This window comes from Halobacillus litoralis, assembly GCF_004101865.1.
GTDB lineage: Bacteria > Bacillota > Bacilli > Bacillales > Halobacillaceae > Halobacillus > Halobacillus litoralis_A.
This window is the reverse complement of sequence record NZ_CP026118.1, coordinates 2,888,744-2,905,006: the sequence shown is the minus strand read 5'-3', so window position 1 is coordinate 2,905,006 and position 16,263 is coordinate 2,888,744. Positions and strand designations below refer to the sequence as shown.

The following is a 16,263-nucleotide window of genomic DNA, read 5'->3' as shown; positions in this document are numbered from 1 at the left end:
CAAGTCATCCATAATATGGATGACTTGAGGTCCCTTATTTTGTTATCCATCACTTGGCATCTTCTTTCAGCCAATACTCTCCGTCTTTGTATTCGATTTGTTCTGGGTAACGGAGGTCTGTGACTTCATCTTGTGTTTGCTGGGATGGTGGTGACGTCATTAAGGAAACAATGATATTGGCCAGGATGGCTGCAGTCGCTCCGAATACTCCAGCCCCTGTATCGATGATTCCTAAGATGGTGAATCCACCATATTTGGCTGCAAAAATATAACCGAGCGTAACAGATAAACCAGTGATCATCCCAGCGATGACACCCGGTCCATTCGCACGTTTCCACCATACCCCTAAGAGTAACGCCGGGAAGAATGATCCCGATGCAAGGGCGAATGCCCAGGCGACAATTTGCGTAATCGCTCCAGGCGGGTTCAAGGCGATCAGTCCTGCGGCAATCGTAGCTAATACGATCGACAAGCGTCCGACAAATAAACGTTTCTCTTCTGATGCCTGCGGATTGATGGATCGGAAGTAGATATCATGGGACAATGCTGCAGATATCGCGATCATAAGGCCACCTGCTGTCGAAAGCGCGGCTGCCATTGCACCTGCAGCCATCAAACCGATAACGAAAATCCCCAGGCCGGCGATTTCCGGTGTCGCCATGACGACGATATCATTACTGATGACGAGTTCTGTCCATTGTAATACCCCATCACTGTTACTATCTGCCAATGATAGCCTTCCTGTATCGACCCATGCCTGTGTCCACGCCGGAAGGTTATTCAACGATGAACCTGCGACTTCCGTCATCAAGATAAAGCGGGAAAATGCGGCATATGCAGGAGCAGATAGATAAAGCAGACCAATAAATAATAATGCCCATGCTCCGCTCCAGCGTGCCGCTTTCATAGTCGCGACCGTGTAGAAACGGACGATGACGTGTGGCAAACCGGCAGTTCCGGCCATCAGAGTGAACATCAAGGCGATGAATTGCCATTTCGTATTTTCTGTAAAAGGAACAACATATTCAGATATTCCGAGTTCTTGATCCAATACCCTCATTTCAGAAATGACATCCCCATAGGAAAGCCATGGCATCGGGTTTTGGGTAAGCTGCAGAGACATGAAGATAACAGGAATCAAATAAGCGATGATGAGAACTAAATATTGAGCCACTTGTGTCCATGTGATTCCCTTCATTCCGCCAAGTGCTGAATAGAAAGCAATCAATACTACACCGATCAAGGTTCCGATCACCGTGTTCACTTCCAGTAAACGACCGATGACGACACCTGAACCAGATAATTGTCCGACCGAATAAGTGAAGCTGATGATGATCGTCGCAACTGCTGCAATCAGCCTGGCTGTATTGCTCCGGTATCGGTCACCAATGAATTCCGGCACTGTGTACCGGCCGTATTTTCTTAATTGAGGAGCCAAAAGGAAAGTCAGCAGCAGATAACCGCCTGTCCACCCCATAATATAGGCTAATCCATCGTATCCCAGAACCATGATCGTCCCGGCCATTCCTATGAATGAAGCTGCACTCATCCAATCCGCGCCGATCGCCATTCCATTGAACACAGGAGGTACCCCGCGACTTGCAACGTAAAAATCTGATGTAGCCCTTGCTTTATTGTAAATGGCGATACCTATGTACAATCCAAAAGTAGCGACAATCAAAGCAAGGGAGACCATAAACTGTGCGTCCATTCTTCTCCCCCTATCTTATTGATTTACTGCATTATTATCTCTATCCGTATTCTTATCTTTAGGAATTAAACCGAACTTCCTGTCGATGACATCACTGATCGCTGCATTGAAAAACAATAGTACAATGAATGTTATAACCGCCCCTTGACTGCCCATGTAATATGGCAACGGAATGCCCATCACACTAAAGGATGAAAGACTTTCGGCAAAAAGAACGACCATATAGGAGACGAGGACACCTATCCCCAAATAAATAAAAATCAGAGTTGTACGTAAACGAAAGTATGCCTGCGCCTTTTCAGGATCCATTTTTCTCAAAATGTTTCACCTCCTTTCAAGTTATCCTCTCAAATCAAAGATGAACTGGACGGTTTCCCAAAATGGCATGGGGACCATAATGATTTTCGTAAGCGTGACCGCAAAAAGCGCTATGATCGGCAGAGCGAAAAAAATCGGACGCTTCTTCTTCAAGGCCAATACGACAGAAAGTACGGTAATGACGACAAGAATGATAGGTATAAGCATGATTCGACCTCCTTTTTTGAAAGCGTTAACATCAGCCTTTAAAAATTTTTAAGAATAGTTAGAATTAACTGAATATTACAACTGATATTATTATAAAATTATCACAATTTGTCAACCTTATAAAAATTACTAGTGAATTGGAGTTGGCAGGTTAAGGCTTGGGGAGCGTTTTTTTACCATTCAAATATTTCTGGTCAGGAGAAATTCACACGCAAAGACCGCATCCACTACGAATCGGATGCGGTCTTCTCCTTCATATGCCGAACATAGCCCTCCAGGTCACCGGCCCGACGATGCCATCTACCGACAGGCCGTGGTGCTCCTGATAAACGCGGACGGATGCTTCCGTCTTTTTCCCAAACAGGCCATCAACTTGTACACCAACCACCTTTTGCACTTGTTTAATCAGAACGCCTTTCATGCCGATTCGGATGGAATTACCGGGGTACGTACGTTTTTGTAACATTGCGATGGTGATCGGCCCCGCCACCCCATCTTCCTTAAGGTGTTCCTTTCTCTGAAACTTCTTCACCGCCGTTATCGTATCTGGTCCATAACGTCCATCCACCTTGTGGGGACCTAAAGAATAACCGAGCTGAGCGAGCATTGTTTGGATTCGTTTTACTTTGTTGTCACCGTTCTTCGGTGCATGGAGTTCGAGATGGGCATAGTCTTTGAAATCTTTCCAATCCCCGCCCCATGTAAACCCCATGGACTTAGCGATTTCCGCTACTCTCCGCCACTGGTCATTAACGCTCCAGAGCGCTTTACCCCCATCTGAGGAGACTAGGAAAAAGTCAATCGCTCGGCCGTCATGATGATTGCTTTGGCCCGGTTCAGCATATGTGACGATATTTCCCCTGCTGCCGAATCTTTTTCCATTCCAGTGATAATCCGGCCGACCTTGACCATATAAACGTGCTTGTTCTGTGAACGAACGATATCCTGACGAGATTTGGACGTAAATTCCTTCTGCAAACGCCTTTTCAATTAACTTGAGAGCTTTCCCCCTGACATCTTCCTGTACCTGTCCCATTTTTCTCAAACTGCGTTCCTTTAAAATATCGATCATCAACATTCCTCCTTATTTCTATAATCGAAACGGGGAGTGTTCCGGGTGTCAGAAACATGGCGGGTGAAGCTTGTACATCTTTGTATGAAAAAAGGCTATGAACGGTAAATGCAGGAGGCCAACCGCAAAATTTGATGGACACTTGGATAAAAGAAGGATTATCCAGCGAGATGGCCGAACAGAATGATGGCATTCCTTAGAAAGACAACGTAAAATTGTACTTGTACTCTAATAGAGAGGTGAATCACTAATGAGAATAGAAGTGTGGTCAGATTTCGTCTGTCCTTTTTGTTATATCGGAAAAAGAAGATTAGAAGAAGCACTCGGACAATTCCCAGGGAAAAATGTGGAGGTTGTCTATAAGAGTTTCGAATTAGATCCTCAGGCAGAGCGCAACACAGGCCAAAACATGCATGAAAAATTGGCGGCTAAATACGGCCGGTCACTCGATGAAGCTAGAGAAATGACGAGGAACATGACGGAACAAGCGAAAATGTCCGGTCTTGATTTTCACTTTGACAGCATGATTCCTACCAATACTTTTGATGCCCACCGCGTTGCTCAGTTCGCCACAGAACAGGGCCTTGGAAAAAAAGTCGCTGAACGATTCTTCAAGGCGGTTTTGACGGACTCCAAAGACCTTGGAGATACGGAGACCATCGCTGATTTAGCAGCAGAGGCTGGACTGGATCGCCAGGAAGTCATCAATATATTGAATGGAACGGATTACACCGAGGATGTTCGGGCAGAAGAAGCAGAAGCCCAGCAAATCGGTGTCCAGGGCGCACCTTTCTTTGTAATCAACAGAAAATATGCAGTCTCAGGAGCACAGCCGACAGAGATGTTTGTGCAAGGAATGGAGAAAGCTTTCGCTGAAGAAGAGAAACAGCCAGCTTTTGAAGATTTGTCAGGTAATGATGGAGCCACCTGTACCGATAACGGGTGCGAACCTCCGGACAATCAGACAAAATAAATACAGTTTAACGCCACGTGCCTGAACGTGGCGTTTTTTTTATGTACGTCAGATGATGTGAAAGCGGGAAAAAGTTGGTTGGAATATGGAAAAAAACAGGCACCTCAAGTCATCCAAAATCTGGATGACTTGAGGTGCCTGTTTTTGGTAAGTTACCAGCGGCCACTTTTCACTCCTCCCCCTCTAATTGAATAGCCTATAGTGTTCACACCGCCTATCAGGTTATACAATCGCTTTTTTCATTATATGAAGAAAACATCAAGGGGGCCTTCCCATGGAGCTTACTATGTCTCATTGGATATATGGTTTATTCACTTTCATCATTATTTTAACGATGATTTTCCGGAAAGGTGTCGTTCTGCCTACCTTGCTCGGAACGTTTGTCGTCGCCTGGATGTTCAATGGAGATATCATCAGTGGTTTTGTCGGCGTATTCAATGCCAATTTGGTCGCTGCCAGAGAATTGTTCAATATCTTTCTGATTATTACATTCATGGTCGCCCTGCTCCGTTCCCTCAAAGACCTAGGTGCAGATACCAGGATGATTCAGCCTGTTCAGAAAATCATGATCAACAGTCACGTATCTTTTTTTGTACTTGTTATCGTCACTTACGTCATCTCGCTTTTCTTCTGGCCGACCCCCGCCGTCCCTCTCATTTGTGCGCTTTTAGTTCCTGCAGCTATCCGTTCCGGTTTGCCCGCGATGGTCGCTGCAATAGCTGTCGCACTCGCCGGCCAAGGAATGGCGCTATCCTCCGACTACATCATCCAGGTCGCCCCAGGGCTGTCCGCAAAAGCTGCCGGTATCGAAACAACAGCTGTCATGGATCAAGCTTTGATTTTGTCTCTCATCACCGGGGGCGTCGCTATCACGATGGCTTATTTTTTCAACCGGAAAAATTTTCGATCGAAGAACGATCCTATGAATGAAAAAGAAATAAACACGATGCAGGGAGTTACAGAAAAAAACCAGGTTCCATCCAGCCGTAATATTCATATGTGGAGCAAAACCTTTGCCATCCTAGTTCCGTTAGCGATGTTAGCTGTCATGGTTTTCATGATTTCTACTAAGCTGACTTCGGGACGTATGGGTGGTTTTGAAGGGGGGAACGGTGCCGCCTTCATAGGAGGAGTGGCTGTCATTCTCCTGCTCCTATCGACGATCGCTTTCGGAAAACACCGAGCCCTTGATTATGTAAGTGACCATATTACAGAAGGGTTCGTTTTCGCATTCAAAGCGATGGGACCTGTCATCCCTATAGCCGGATTTTTCTTTCTGGGCAGCGCAGAATTTGCTGAAGACATTTTGGTCCTTCCCACTGAAGAAACGCCATCCCTATTATTTGACCTGGTTCAATCCAGTCAGGATTTCTTGCCGCAAAATGCTTTCCTGACCGCTTTCAGTATACTTTTGATCGGAATCATCACAGGACTTGATGGGTCAGGGTTTTCCGGTCTCCCTTTGACAGGAGCTCTTTCTGCTTCCCTTGCGAACGGAAGCATTGATGCCTCAACCCTTGCTGCAATCGGGCAAATGGGGACGATTTGGACGGGTGGCGGGACTCTCATCGCCTGGTCTTCCTTGATTGCCATTGCTGGTTTCTGCGGCGTATCGGTGATGGACCTTGTGAGGAAGAATTTCATCCCTGTCATGGCAGGCTTAATCATCTCAGCCACCATAGCGATCTTATTATTGTAAAATAACCCCACCTCAGGTCATCCAGAATATGGATGACCTGAGGTGGGAATAAATACCATTCATCAACGTAAGGTAGAGCGGCTTTTTCTATGTTCTTTTCGCGCTGGAGCTGTTTCATACAAACGTATTTCCTCTTCTGTTTCAGGGATCAACCGTGGAACTTCTGTGGGTTTCCCATTCTGGTCGACAGCTACCATGGTTAAAAATGATTCCGTCGTCATCACCTTTTGCCCAGCTAATAAATCATCAGCAGATACTTGGACAAATACTTCCATTGAAGTTCTTCCTGTCCACGTAACACTTGCCTCGAGCGTTAGGGCATCCCCTACTTTGGCCGAAGACATAAAATCCACTGAATCTATCGAAGCTGTAACCACAACACAGCTTGAATGTTTCATAGCTGTCAGAGCTGCAATTTCATCAATATAAGCAAGCACTTTCCCCCCGAATATCGTGTCTAGATGGTTCGTATCCGGTGGTAGGACAAGCCTTGTCTGTTTCATCTTTGAATAACTGACCGGTAACGGTGATTTCATGAGTTTTCCTCCTTTAGATTCGTACTTCTAAAATCTAATTGCACAAAAAAACACCTTCTTATAATGAAGGTGTGCACATTTATGAGCATGACTCATGAAACCAGTTCATCTTCCTGGTTTTTATACACGTAACACCCTCCTATCTCCCGTAGGACTTCATGTTCTTCTTTATGGCAGGTCTCCTGACTCAGATTCATCAGCCCTATTCCTTCCCGCTATCTAAAGCAGTGGATTCTGATTAGGACCTCCTCATTACAGTGGCGGGACCGTGTCGGATTTTCACCAGACTTCCCTTTTCAGCTTCCTTAAGAAGCCACCATAAAGCCTATGCAGTTGTATGTCCTGCACTCTAACTATCTCTCAAATGCTACTGGACTGTCAATCTACTCCCGCATATAGTCGCTCAAGAAAAGTAAATAACTGCCACCTCAAGTCATCCAGAATCTGGATGACTTGAGGTGGCAGTTATTCCCAAATCAAAGCATTATGGTATTTGCAGTATCATTCCTTCTAAGACATGGATATTCTTCGCGTTAAAGCGGATCCCTTTATAGTCGAAGACAAGAATTTGCTTATCTTCCACTCCTAACCGTTCTTCAAAATTTCGCTCTCCATAGATTTCCTGATAAGTAATCTTAGCCTGGATGTTCTTTCTTGCTAAGAAAACCTTCATCCCTTTCAGTTGTGACTGCACCTTTTCTTCTGGTGGGGCATCATCATAAAAATAAACAAAGTGAAGCTCATTTTCCATGGAGGTTGTAAACTGTTGAATGGTTCGTTGTGTAGAACTATCCGTGCATCCTGTCAGCAAACCCACGACCACCAAAAGCCCAATCCACTTTCTCACAATTACATTCCTCCATAAGTATAGCTTATACCACTATACGTGAAGGTCTGCATAAATATCACCAGGCTTTGAACTCATTTAGTGGAAAAAACAACCACCTCAGGTCACCCAAATTCTGGATGACCTGAGGTGGCATACTAACTAACTTAATCACCCCAAGAGCGCTGCACCGATGACTCCTGCATCGCCTTTCAGTTCAGCTGGTCTCATTTGCAGATGCGGCGCTAGTCCTGGAAACAAGTAATCACTCACTCTTTCTTGTAACGGCACCCATATCAGCTCTCCGGCATTCATGACTCCACCGCCGATCACAAACACTTCCGGGTTAAGGACGTGGGCAAGGTTGGCAATCCCCATCGCCAAATAATCAATCGCTTCATTGACAATGCGCAAAGCCTGCTCGTCTCCTGCACTGACAAGTTCGAATACCCGCTCTGACCCTCCTTCAATGCCGTATAATTCCATTGCTCTTTTCCCGATCGCCGTCCCGCTTGCATAACTTTCTAAAGACCCTTTATTCAGGTTGCTGTACTGATAGCCATTCGGGTTAATGATCATATTCCCGATTTCCCCAGCATAACCATGCGCCCCGCTGAAGACTGTTCCATTGAAAACAAAGCCTCCGCCGACCCCGGTGCTCACTGTTATGTAAAAGACACTCTCTTTACCTTTTCCAGCTCCGAACTTCGCTTCAGCCAATGCGGCAACATTTGCGTCGTTTTCGAGCTGCACCCGTACGGAAAAATACCCTTCCAATTCTTTGACAATAGAGACCTCCTCCCAGCCAGGAAGATTAGGTGGACTCAAAATGACCCCTTTACGAGGATCCAAGGGACCTGGTGCTCCGATTCCAATGCGATCGATTTCTTTTCCCTCCGAAATCTTTTCGATCATGCGGATGATTTTTTCAATTGTATATTCGTATCCTTTTTCCACTTCCGTTTTTTCCTGCAGCATTTGCTCGATGGTTCCTTGTCCATCAACCGTTGCCACACGTACATTCGTCCCGCCAAGATCCACACCGATTTGAATCCCCATGTGTAACACTCCTTTATGAATGGTTTTCATTTATTGTAACTCTTTTTATAAAAACGAGGAAATGTCAGTCAACTGTTTTTACATAAATCTACAAAAAACGTATAATAAAGAAGGAACTTTTTATAAAAGAGGTGGGGGAATGGGTCGAAGAGAAGTAAAGAAGAAAAAGCGGCGCAAAAGAAGAGGTTGGAAAATCCTCCTTGTCGTCATAGGTTTAGTGTTATTAATCGGAGGCATTTATTTATTTACGATCATTAATGATGTGCGTACAACCGTCAATCAGGACCTGCATGAGGACGTCTCCTCTATCGATACAGATGAAACGAAAGAAAAGGTCGATCAAAAAGAACCGATCAATATTCTATTGCTCGGGGTGGACGAGCGGGAAAACGATGTCGGTCGTTCAGACACGATGATCGTCATGACCCTGGATCCTAACAATGACCAAATGCAAATGGTCAGTATTCCACGAGATACACGTGTAGAAATCGCCGGGGACGGACGCACGACCCGCATCAACCACGCTTATGCCTATGGTGGAAGTGATATGGCGGTCGATACAGTGGAAAACTTCCTGGATATTAACCTGGATTATTATATACGCGTCAACATGGAAGGTCTTTCACAAGTCGTTGACGCTGTCGATGGTGTGACGGTTCAAAACGATCGCGCATTCAGCTCCGGCAGTTTTGATTTTGAAAAAGGTGAAATTGAACTGGATGGCCGTGAAGCGCTGGCCTTCGTTCGCATGAGAAAGAATGACCCACAAGGAGACATCGGACGTAATGAACGCCAACGTCAGGTCATTCAGGGAATCATCGATAAAGGTGCACGGCTCGATGTTGTCAACAAAGTCGGTGATGTCATGGACGTGCTCGGAGACAACGTGAGTACGAACATGCAATTCGGAGACATGAGAAGACTTGCCACGAATTACAGCAGTGCCCGCAAAAACTCTTCCACCTATCAAATGGAAGGTGATGGAAGAATGGTGAACGGCATGTACTTGATTTTCATGTCCGAGGAAGAAGTACAAAACACTCACGATATGATCGTTGATTTCGGATCTGAATAACTGTTTTCAGTCCTTCTCTAAAAAAGAGAAGGGCTTTTCAGTGTGGATTTTTTGATATAAGCTCCCTTTTGAATATGACTCAGTTTCGAAATATCTGGAAGTGCGAATGGGGTCTTGGAAGCTACTGAGGCCACTGAAAAACCCTTTTCCATCTAGAAGAACTGTTAACAGTTTGTTGTTGCTTCTCACGCATCGCTTGTCGGTGGATGCTTGCCGCGGGCACGGCCTCAGCTAACTTGGTCAAGAAGATCACTTGACCAAGTGGATCTTCGGCTCGCGCTGTTCCCGCAGGCGTCACCACCGAACGCTCCTCGTGGAAGCAACGAGGCATATCTAAAAAGAGTGATTTTCATTAACATACTTGAGGTCACTGAAAAAAACTCCTAAATAAAGGGAAACACCCTACTTTTTCAAGCTACTCGCTTCCCATCCCCCATTACATCAATAAGTATGTCGAAACTGCCGGAAGAACAGCACAGGGATCTATAATGAAAAGACTCTACAGAAGGTTTTCTCACCTCTTTTTTCATTAAACAGTCGGATAGCATACAATTCGATTTCGAGATGCTTGATATGGCTAAGGGGCGGAGGGAAACGGTGAGACTCCTGTGGGATTAGCGTGACAGGTGAGACCCCGAAAGGCGAAGCCTGAGGAGGCTCAGCGCGCGCCCCACGGAAAGCGATCCGTTTCCTGCAGCCCCTAAAAACTCCATAACATCTCGGAATCGAGTCTTACGCAATCCTGCCACATAAATGAATAACTCTCATATGAAAAATCAACAACCTTAACAAAGCCTAATTTAAACGGACGTTTGATCAAATCGTTTTTCACACAACAAAACCGCCACTTAAGCGGCGGTTTCATCTTCATTTTTCTGTCTATATAATTTAATGCCTTTACCGATAAGCCGGAAAACAAAGTAAATGCCGCAAAATAAGAAAAACCCGAGTATACTCGCGAGGGCATCTCCGAATTCCATGTTGCCGCTGCCGGTGATTTTTTGCTGAATTTCCACCGCAAACACAAAAACGAGCACCATGGCAAATGTGAACAGGAACGATATGGCTGTAATGCTCATTCTCGCTAAGGCATGAAATAAAATATCCACGAAAATAAGACCGCCGAATCCCAGGATCCCAATCACCCAAAAATGCAGATCCTTATCAGAAAAGTCCCACCCCATCATCCGGGAGAACTTCTGGATGACATCATGCCAAACGTTAACTACATCAGCTAATAATATAATAATTTCTTTCATCGCTTATTTACTCAATCTCCTATCTTACAAGCTAAACGAACATTACTTAAAAACACTTTACCATATTCCCTCATCCCTGCCTATCTATTTCCAAAAACACCCACCTCAGGTCATCCAATATTTGGATGACCTGAGGTGGGTTTAATTTCCATATTACGTATACATAAACCTGAGCATGACGTGGGCGGCGAGGCGGCTGGTCATATCCCTGACGTCTTTGCCTGGATCCACTTCAACGATATCCATCGCTTTGACAAGGGGTTCTTTTGCCGCAAGCGCAACGCTCGTCAGCAATTCTCCAGCAGTTAACCCTCCTGGCCCGATCGCTGGACAGCCGGGGGCGAAAGCTTGGTCGACGGCGTCCATATCAACAGAAAGATAAATCATATCTACTGATTCTTTCAATCTCGCTATCTCTTCAGATACTATCGATCGAATCCCTTTCTCCTCTACATCCTGCATCGTGTGGACATGAACCCCATGCTCTTTGGCATATTCGGCATAGGCTTTGGCATTTGAGAAGTCCCTGATGCCCACCTGGACTAAATTCTCTCCTTTTATCACACCCGCCTCAAGCAAGCTGCGGAAAGGGGTCCCATTCGTTCTGCCCCCATCTTCCAAATTCCTCAAATCATGATGGGCATCCCACTGTATGACACCAACTCGGCCATACTTTTGTTGAAACGCGGAAATGGAAGGGAAGCTGATGCCATGATCACCACCCAGGATGATCGACTTTTCGCAGGCTTCTGTTTCAAGCATTTCCATCACACTGACCTGGAGCCGTTTCAGTGTTTCCTCTGTATCCGTCGGATGGATGGGCACATCTCCATAATCCAACATCGTTACATTACTGTAATCTTCATCCTTCTCCCCTGAATAGGTCGTGTATGATCCAAGGGCATTGCGAATAGTCGAAGGGGCTTCAGAAGCGGTCGAATAGGAAATCGATGTTTTGGAAAAAGGGAGACCGATGATACCCACATCGGCTTTCTTTCCTTTTTCGTACCATTGCTTTCGGTCCTCCACTTTGATTGTGTGCCGGTCTTTGAATTTAGTATTCTCTTTCGGGTTGAGGTACCGAAAAGACATCAGCGTCCCTCCTTCCCCAAATTTTCCGGCCATGCTTCCACACTGCTAGTGCATGATTGACGCCGTAATGATACGGAATGTATTGATAGTTCGGTACATCCCACAGGACGAGATCGGCTGCGGACCCGATTTCAAGTGTTCCTGCCTTGTCGCTTTTTCCGATTGCATGGGCGGCATTCACCGTCACCGCGTTCCATATCTCCTCAGGTGTCATTTTCATTTTCAAGGCAGCTAGAGACATGATCATTTGCAGATTGTCTGTGACACAGCTGCCCGGGTTGAAGTCGGTAGCCAACGTGACCGCCGCTCCCTGATCAATCATTTTCCTTGCTTTCGCATATTCATTTTTCCCTAAGTAAAAGGTGGTCCCCGGCAGCAGCACCGCAACCGTCTGTCCTTCTGCCAGCTTGGAGATCCCTTCGTCAGAAGCAGCGACCAAATGATCAGCAGAAGCTGCCCCCATGTCTACCGCAAGTTCGGTTCCCCCAAGCGAATCGATCTCATCAGCATGGATTTTCGTTCGGAATCCCAGCTCCTGTGATGCTTTCATGAACCGCCGCGATTGTTCAACCGTGAATACACCTGTTTCACAAAAGATATCGGTATATTCAGCAAGATTTTCTGAACGGATTTCAGCGAGCAGCTTCACCATCTCGTCAAGGAAACCATCCGGATCCTGTTTATATTCTGGCGGGATGGCGTGTGGTCCGAGGAACGTCGAAACAATATCGAGAGACCCTTGATCACGCAAACGCTGGACGACTCTCAGCTGTTTAAGCTCATTTTCGCGGTCTAAGCCATATCCGCTTTTTGCTTCAAGTGTCGTCACCCCATACGCAGCCATCCGTTGCAGTGTCCGGCCGGCTTTTTCAAAAAGTTCATCTTCCGACTCTTCCCTTGTAGCCTGAACAGTCGAAAGGATGCCTCCTCCTTTTTTCAAAATTTCTAAGTAAGGCACACCTGCTTGCTTCAATGCGAGCTCATTCTCACGCGAACCGCCAAAAACAAGATGTGTGTGCGGGTCGACCAAGCCTGGGGACACGACTTTGCCTCCAGCATCGACCTTTGTTTCTGCTTGCTGCTGTATGCTTTCTTCATGAGAACCGATCCAGGCGACTTTTCCGTCCTTGACTGCGACGGCAGCATTCTCTTTGATTTTCAACTGCTTCATACCTTCCCCCTTCAACGGTCCGGGAGCAGGTAAAATCAACTCGCCAATATTGTATAAAAGCGTATCATAGCTCATTATGGATGCCTCCTTCCCATCGGGATATCGATATTGTGCAGCTCTGCTTGTTCTTCAGCCTTTTCATAGCCGGCGTCCGCGTGGCGTAAAATCCCCATCCCAGGGTCCGTGGTCAATACGCGTTCCAACCGTTCTTCGGCAAGCTTGGTACCATCAGCAACCGCAACCATACCGGCATGCAGAGAATACCCCATACCGACACCGCCTCCGTGATGGAAAGAAATCCAGGAGCCACCGGCAGCCGTGTTAATCAAAGCATTCAGCACAGCCCAATCCCCTACCGCATCACTTCCATCCTTCATCGCTTCTGTTTCCCTGTTCGGGGAGGCGACAGATCCACAATCCAAATGATCCCGGCCGATGACGACGGGTGCGCTCAACTCTCCTTTTCTCACAAGCTCATTGATCGCATGCCCCATCTTCACCCGCTCCCCATAACCGAGCCAGCAAATCCTCGATGGAAGCCCTTGGAATTGCACCTTATCCTGTGCCATATCAATCCAGCGCAAGAGCTTGTCGTTGTCTGGAAAAAGTTCTTTGATCAATTCATCCGTCCGATAGATATCTTCCGCATCTCCTGACAAGGCGACCCAGCGGAAAGGTCCTTTTCCTTCACAAAAAAGCGGTCTTATATAGGCAGGAACGAATCCGGGAAAATCAAAGGCATGCTTCACACCTTCGTCATAAGCGACTTGACGGATGTTGTTCCCATAATCAAAAACAACCGCCCCATTCTTTTGAAAGCCGAGCATGGATTCTACGTGGGCAGCCATCGACTGTGATGCGATTTCAACATAGCGGTCAGGGTTCTCTACTCTCAACTTTTCCGCTTCTTCCAATGAGTATCCTGTTGGAATATATCCGTTCAATGGGTCATGCGCGGAAGTTTGGTCTGTGACAATATCGATGTCTATTCCTCTTTGCAATAATTGCTCGTGAATTTCAGCCGCATTCCCCAGTAAACCGATGGATAACGCTTCTCCTTTGTTCTTCGCTTCTGTCGCCCATAATAACGCTTCATCAATCGAGGTGGTCATCCGGTCACAATAGCCGGAATCGATGCGTTTCTTGATTTTCTCCTTATCAACTTCCGCGGCAAGTGCGACTCCTCCGTTCATAGTGATCGCTAATGGTTGAGCACCACCCATGCCGCCGAGTCCAGCTGTCAATGTGATGGTACTTCGCAACGAACCACCGAAATGTTTGTCAGCAAGAGATGCAAAAGTTTCATACGTTCCTTGTAAAATCCCTTGGGAGCCGATATAAATCCAACTTCCAGCAGTCATCTGGCCATACATCATCAAGCCTTTGCGGTCCAGTTCGTGGAAATGCTGCCAGTTCGCCCACTTCGGAACTAAGACAGAATTGGATAAAAGCACACGTGGCGCTGCCTCATGCGTCTTGAAAACACCGACAGGCTTTCCCGATTGGACAAGCATTGTTTCGTCTTTTTCCAACCGCTTCAATGTTGAAACAAGCGCATCAAAAGCCTCCCAGCTGCGAGCTGCTTTTCCAATTCCTCCATAAACGACCAGATCTTCAGGTTTTTCCGCTACGGATGGATCCAGGTTGTTGCAAAGCATGCGCAGAACAGCTTCCTGTTCCCATCCTTTGCATTCAAGCTCCATCCCAGTTTTCGCTTTCACATTACGCGTTGTCGACATATGAACTTCCTCCTTCGTGAACAGAACTCCATTTCTTCCAATCAAAAAAATCACCTTTCAACCATGCGGCCAAATTTTCTATATCTGTTGAAAAAACCCGATCTTCGGTGATTTCAGGCACCACGGTCCTGGCGGCTTCCCATAATTGCCTCGCCAATGGGGAAGCACGTTCCACACCTCGGAATTCTAATGCCTGCATGCTGCAAATCAGTTCAATCGCCAAAACCTTATAGCTGTTTCCAATGACGCTGGAAGCATGCCTCGCTCCAATCGTCCCCATACTTACATGATCTTCCTGGTTGGCTGATGATGGAATCGAATCGACGCTTGCCGGGTGGGCGAGCGTTTTATTTTCAGAAACGAGTGAAGCCGCGACATATTGGACGATCATCAAGCCGGATTGCAGCCCTGGATTCACACTTAGAAAAGCCGGGAAATCGTTCAGCTGCGGATTGACGAGCCGTTCGACCCTCCGTTCTGAAATATTGGCTAATTCACTCATCGCTATTTTCAAAAAATCCATAGCCAGGGCAATCGGCTGACCGTGGAAGTTGCCGCCAGACACGACCACTTTTCCATCTTCTAAAATAAGTGGGTTATCTGTAGCTGCATTCATTTCAATCGTCAACTTTTCCCTGACATAGTGGAGTGTCTGCCATGTCGCTCCGTGTACTTGTGGAATACAGCGGAGGGAATAGGCATCCTGCACCCTTTTTTCCCCTTGATACGTAACGAGCTGACTTCCATGGATCAAGCGGCGGATGCGTGCTGCCACTTCCATTTGTTCGGGATATCCCCGGGCTTCATGGATACTCGGATGAAAAGCGTCGCGTATTCCTTCCAACGCTTCAAGGGTCATCGCGGAAATCCAATCACACTGCAATGCGAGTTGTTTTGCTTCGATCATATTGATCACACCTACAGCCGTCATCGCCTGAGTCCCGTTGATCAACGCTAACCCTTCTTTAGCTTTCAAAGGCAGTGGTGGTATCGAAAGCTGTTCATACACCTCTTTCGTCTCGTAAGTATCCCCTTTGTAAAAAACCTTGCCCTCACCCATCAACACAAGAGCTAAATGAGCCAATGGCGCCAAATCGCCCGATGCTCCCAATGAACCCTGTGATGGGATTCTCGGATGGATCCCCAGGTTGATCAAATCCTTCAGGCGTTTCACAACCACTTCCCGCACCCCTGAAAGACCCTTCATAAGAGCATTCAAGCGCAGAACAACCATCGCCCTGCTGACGATTTCAGGAAAAGGTTCGCCGACTCCACAGGCGTGAGAACGGATTAAATGATGCTGCAAGTCATTGACATCCTCACTTCTTACCCTTACATCACTCAACTTGCCGAATCCTGTGTTAATGCCATAAACTGTATGCCCTTTTTGCACGATCTCTTCAACTGTCTCTCTGCTTGCCCTTACGTCAATAAGACTCTGTTCGGACAATGTGACAGGTTCCTGTTCAAAACAAATAGCTTTCATCTGCTCAATGGTAAGGTCACTTCCCGTCAATTCAATCATC

General features: G+C 46.5%; 16 protein-coding genes and 1 riboswitch. Of the genes, 3 read left to right on the top strand and 13 right to left on the bottom strand.

The features are described 5' to 3' along the window. Positions 1-49: 49 nt before the first annotated feature. The 4 genes from HLI_RS14585 to HLI_RS14570 all read right to left on the bottom strand — a co-directional run bounded on the left by HLI_RS14585 (position 50) and on the right by HLI_RS14570 (position 3,308). Positions 50-1,711, bottom strand: a complete 1,662-nt coding sequence (locus HLI_RS14585) for a sodium:solute symporter family protein (protein ID WP_128525649.1) — start codon at positions 1,709-1,711, stop codon at positions 50-52. Positions 1,712-1,726: 15 nt separating this feature from the next. Then, a complete protein-coding gene (locus tag HLI_RS14580; RefSeq protein ID WP_347232276.1) occupies positions 1,727-2,020 on the bottom strand; it encodes a DUF4212 domain-containing protein in 294 nt (97 codons plus the stop codon). A gap of 30 nt (positions 2,021-2,050) precedes the next feature. Beyond that, entirely contained in the window at positions 2,051-2,236 is a 186-nt protein-coding gene (locus tag HLI_RS14575) for a hypothetical protein (RefSeq protein WP_128525647.1), read from the bottom strand. 253 nt (positions 2,237-2,489) lie between these two features. Further along, positions 2,490-3,308 carry a peptidoglycan-binding protein gene (locus HLI_RS14570; RefSeq protein WP_164908568.1) on the bottom strand — a complete coding sequence of 273 codons (819 nt, stop codon included), beginning with the start codon at positions 3,306-3,308 and terminating at the stop codon, positions 2,490-2,492. Positions 3,309-3,558: 250 nt separating this feature from the next. On the opposite strand from HLI_RS14570, the gene HLI_RS14565 reads away from it, so the two are divergent. Together HLI_RS14565 and HLI_RS14560 are read left to right on the top strand one after the other, a co-directional pair. Next, positions 3,559-4,281 carry a DsbA family oxidoreductase gene (locus HLI_RS14565; RefSeq protein ID WP_128525645.1) on the top strand — a complete coding sequence of 241 codons (723 nt, stop codon included), beginning with the start codon at positions 3,559-3,561 and terminating at the stop codon, positions 4,279-4,281. Positions 4,282-4,555: 274 nt separating this feature from the next. Further along, positions 4,556-5,980: a hypothetical protein gene (locus tag HLI_RS14560; protein WP_128525644.1), complete on the top strand. Its 1,425-nt coding sequence runs from the start codon at positions 4,556-4,558 to the stop codon at positions 5,978-5,980. Between the two features lie 62 nt (positions 5,981-6,042). On the opposite strand, the gene HLI_RS14555 is transcribed toward HLI_RS14560, so the two are convergent. The 3 genes from HLI_RS14555 to HLI_RS14545 all read right to left on the bottom strand — a co-directional run bounded on the left by HLI_RS14555 (position 6,043) and on the right by HLI_RS14545 (position 8,401). Further along, positions 6,043-6,516: an acyl-CoA thioesterase gene (locus HLI_RS14555; protein ID WP_128525643.1), complete on the bottom strand. Its 474-nt coding sequence runs from the start codon at positions 6,514-6,516 to the stop codon at positions 6,043-6,045. A 155-nt stretch (positions 6,517-6,671) separates the two neighbouring features. Then, positions 6,672-6,852: riboswitch (cobalamin riboswitch) on the bottom strand. A gap of 148 nt (positions 6,853-7,000) precedes the next feature. Beyond that, on the bottom strand, positions 7,001-7,363 hold the full coding sequence (locus HLI_RS14550; RefSeq protein WP_128525642.1) for a hypothetical protein: 363 nt from the start codon (positions 7,361-7,363) through the stop codon (positions 7,001-7,003). 150 nt (positions 7,364-7,513) lie between these two features. Beyond that, positions 7,514-8,401, bottom strand: a complete 888-nt coding sequence (locus tag HLI_RS14545; protein WP_128526907.1) for an ROK family protein — start codon at positions 8,399-8,401, stop codon at positions 7,514-7,516. 139 nt (positions 8,402-8,540) lie between these two features. Here HLI_RS14545 and HLI_RS14540 point away from each other — a divergent pair, with 139 nt between their 5' ends. Continuing rightward, on the top strand, positions 8,541-9,476 hold the full coding sequence (locus HLI_RS14540) for an LCP family glycopolymer transferase (RefSeq protein WP_128525641.1): 936 nt from the start codon (positions 8,541-8,543) through the stop codon (positions 9,474-9,476). Between the two features lie 121 nt (positions 9,477-9,597). On the opposite strand, the gene HLI_RS14535 is transcribed toward HLI_RS14540, so the two are convergent. The 6 genes from HLI_RS14535 to hutH form a co-directional block, all read right to left on the bottom strand. After that, on the bottom strand, positions 9,598-9,777 hold the full coding sequence (locus HLI_RS14535) for a hypothetical protein (RefSeq protein WP_128525640.1): 180 nt from the start codon (positions 9,775-9,777) through the stop codon (positions 9,598-9,600). A 547-nt stretch (positions 9,778-10,324) separates the two neighbouring features. Beyond that, on the bottom strand, positions 10,325-10,735 hold the full coding sequence (locus HLI_RS14530) for a hypothetical protein (RefSeq protein WP_128525639.1): 411 nt from the start codon (positions 10,733-10,735) through the stop codon (positions 10,325-10,327). 153 nt (positions 10,736-10,888) lie between these two features. After that, positions 10,889-11,827: a formimidoylglutamase gene (gene hutG, locus HLI_RS14525; protein ID WP_128525638.1), complete on the bottom strand. Its 939-nt coding sequence runs from the start codon at positions 11,825-11,827 to the stop codon at positions 10,889-10,891. Next, on the bottom strand, positions 11,790-13,073 hold the full coding sequence (hutI, locus tag HLI_RS14520) for an imidazolonepropionase (RefSeq protein WP_128525637.1): 1,284 nt from the start codon (positions 13,071-13,073) through the stop codon (positions 11,790-11,792). The genes hutG and hutI overlap by 38 nt, the downstream gene beginning before the upstream one ends. Continuing rightward, positions 13,073-14,737: a urocanate hydratase gene (gene hutU / locus HLI_RS14515; RefSeq protein WP_128525636.1), complete on the bottom strand. Its 1,665-nt coding sequence runs from the start codon at positions 14,735-14,737 to the stop codon at positions 13,073-13,075. Before hutU ends, hutI begins: the two co-directional genes overlap by 1 nt. Further along, the gene (hutH, locus tag HLI_RS14510) at positions 14,721-16,262 is read right to left on the bottom strand and encodes a histidine ammonia-lyase (RefSeq protein ID WP_128525635.1); all 1,542 of its coding nucleotides are present in this window, start codon (positions 16,260-16,262) and stop codon (positions 14,721-14,723) included. Before hutH ends, hutU begins: the two co-directional genes overlap by 17 nt. Position 16,263: the final 1 nt, after the last annotated feature.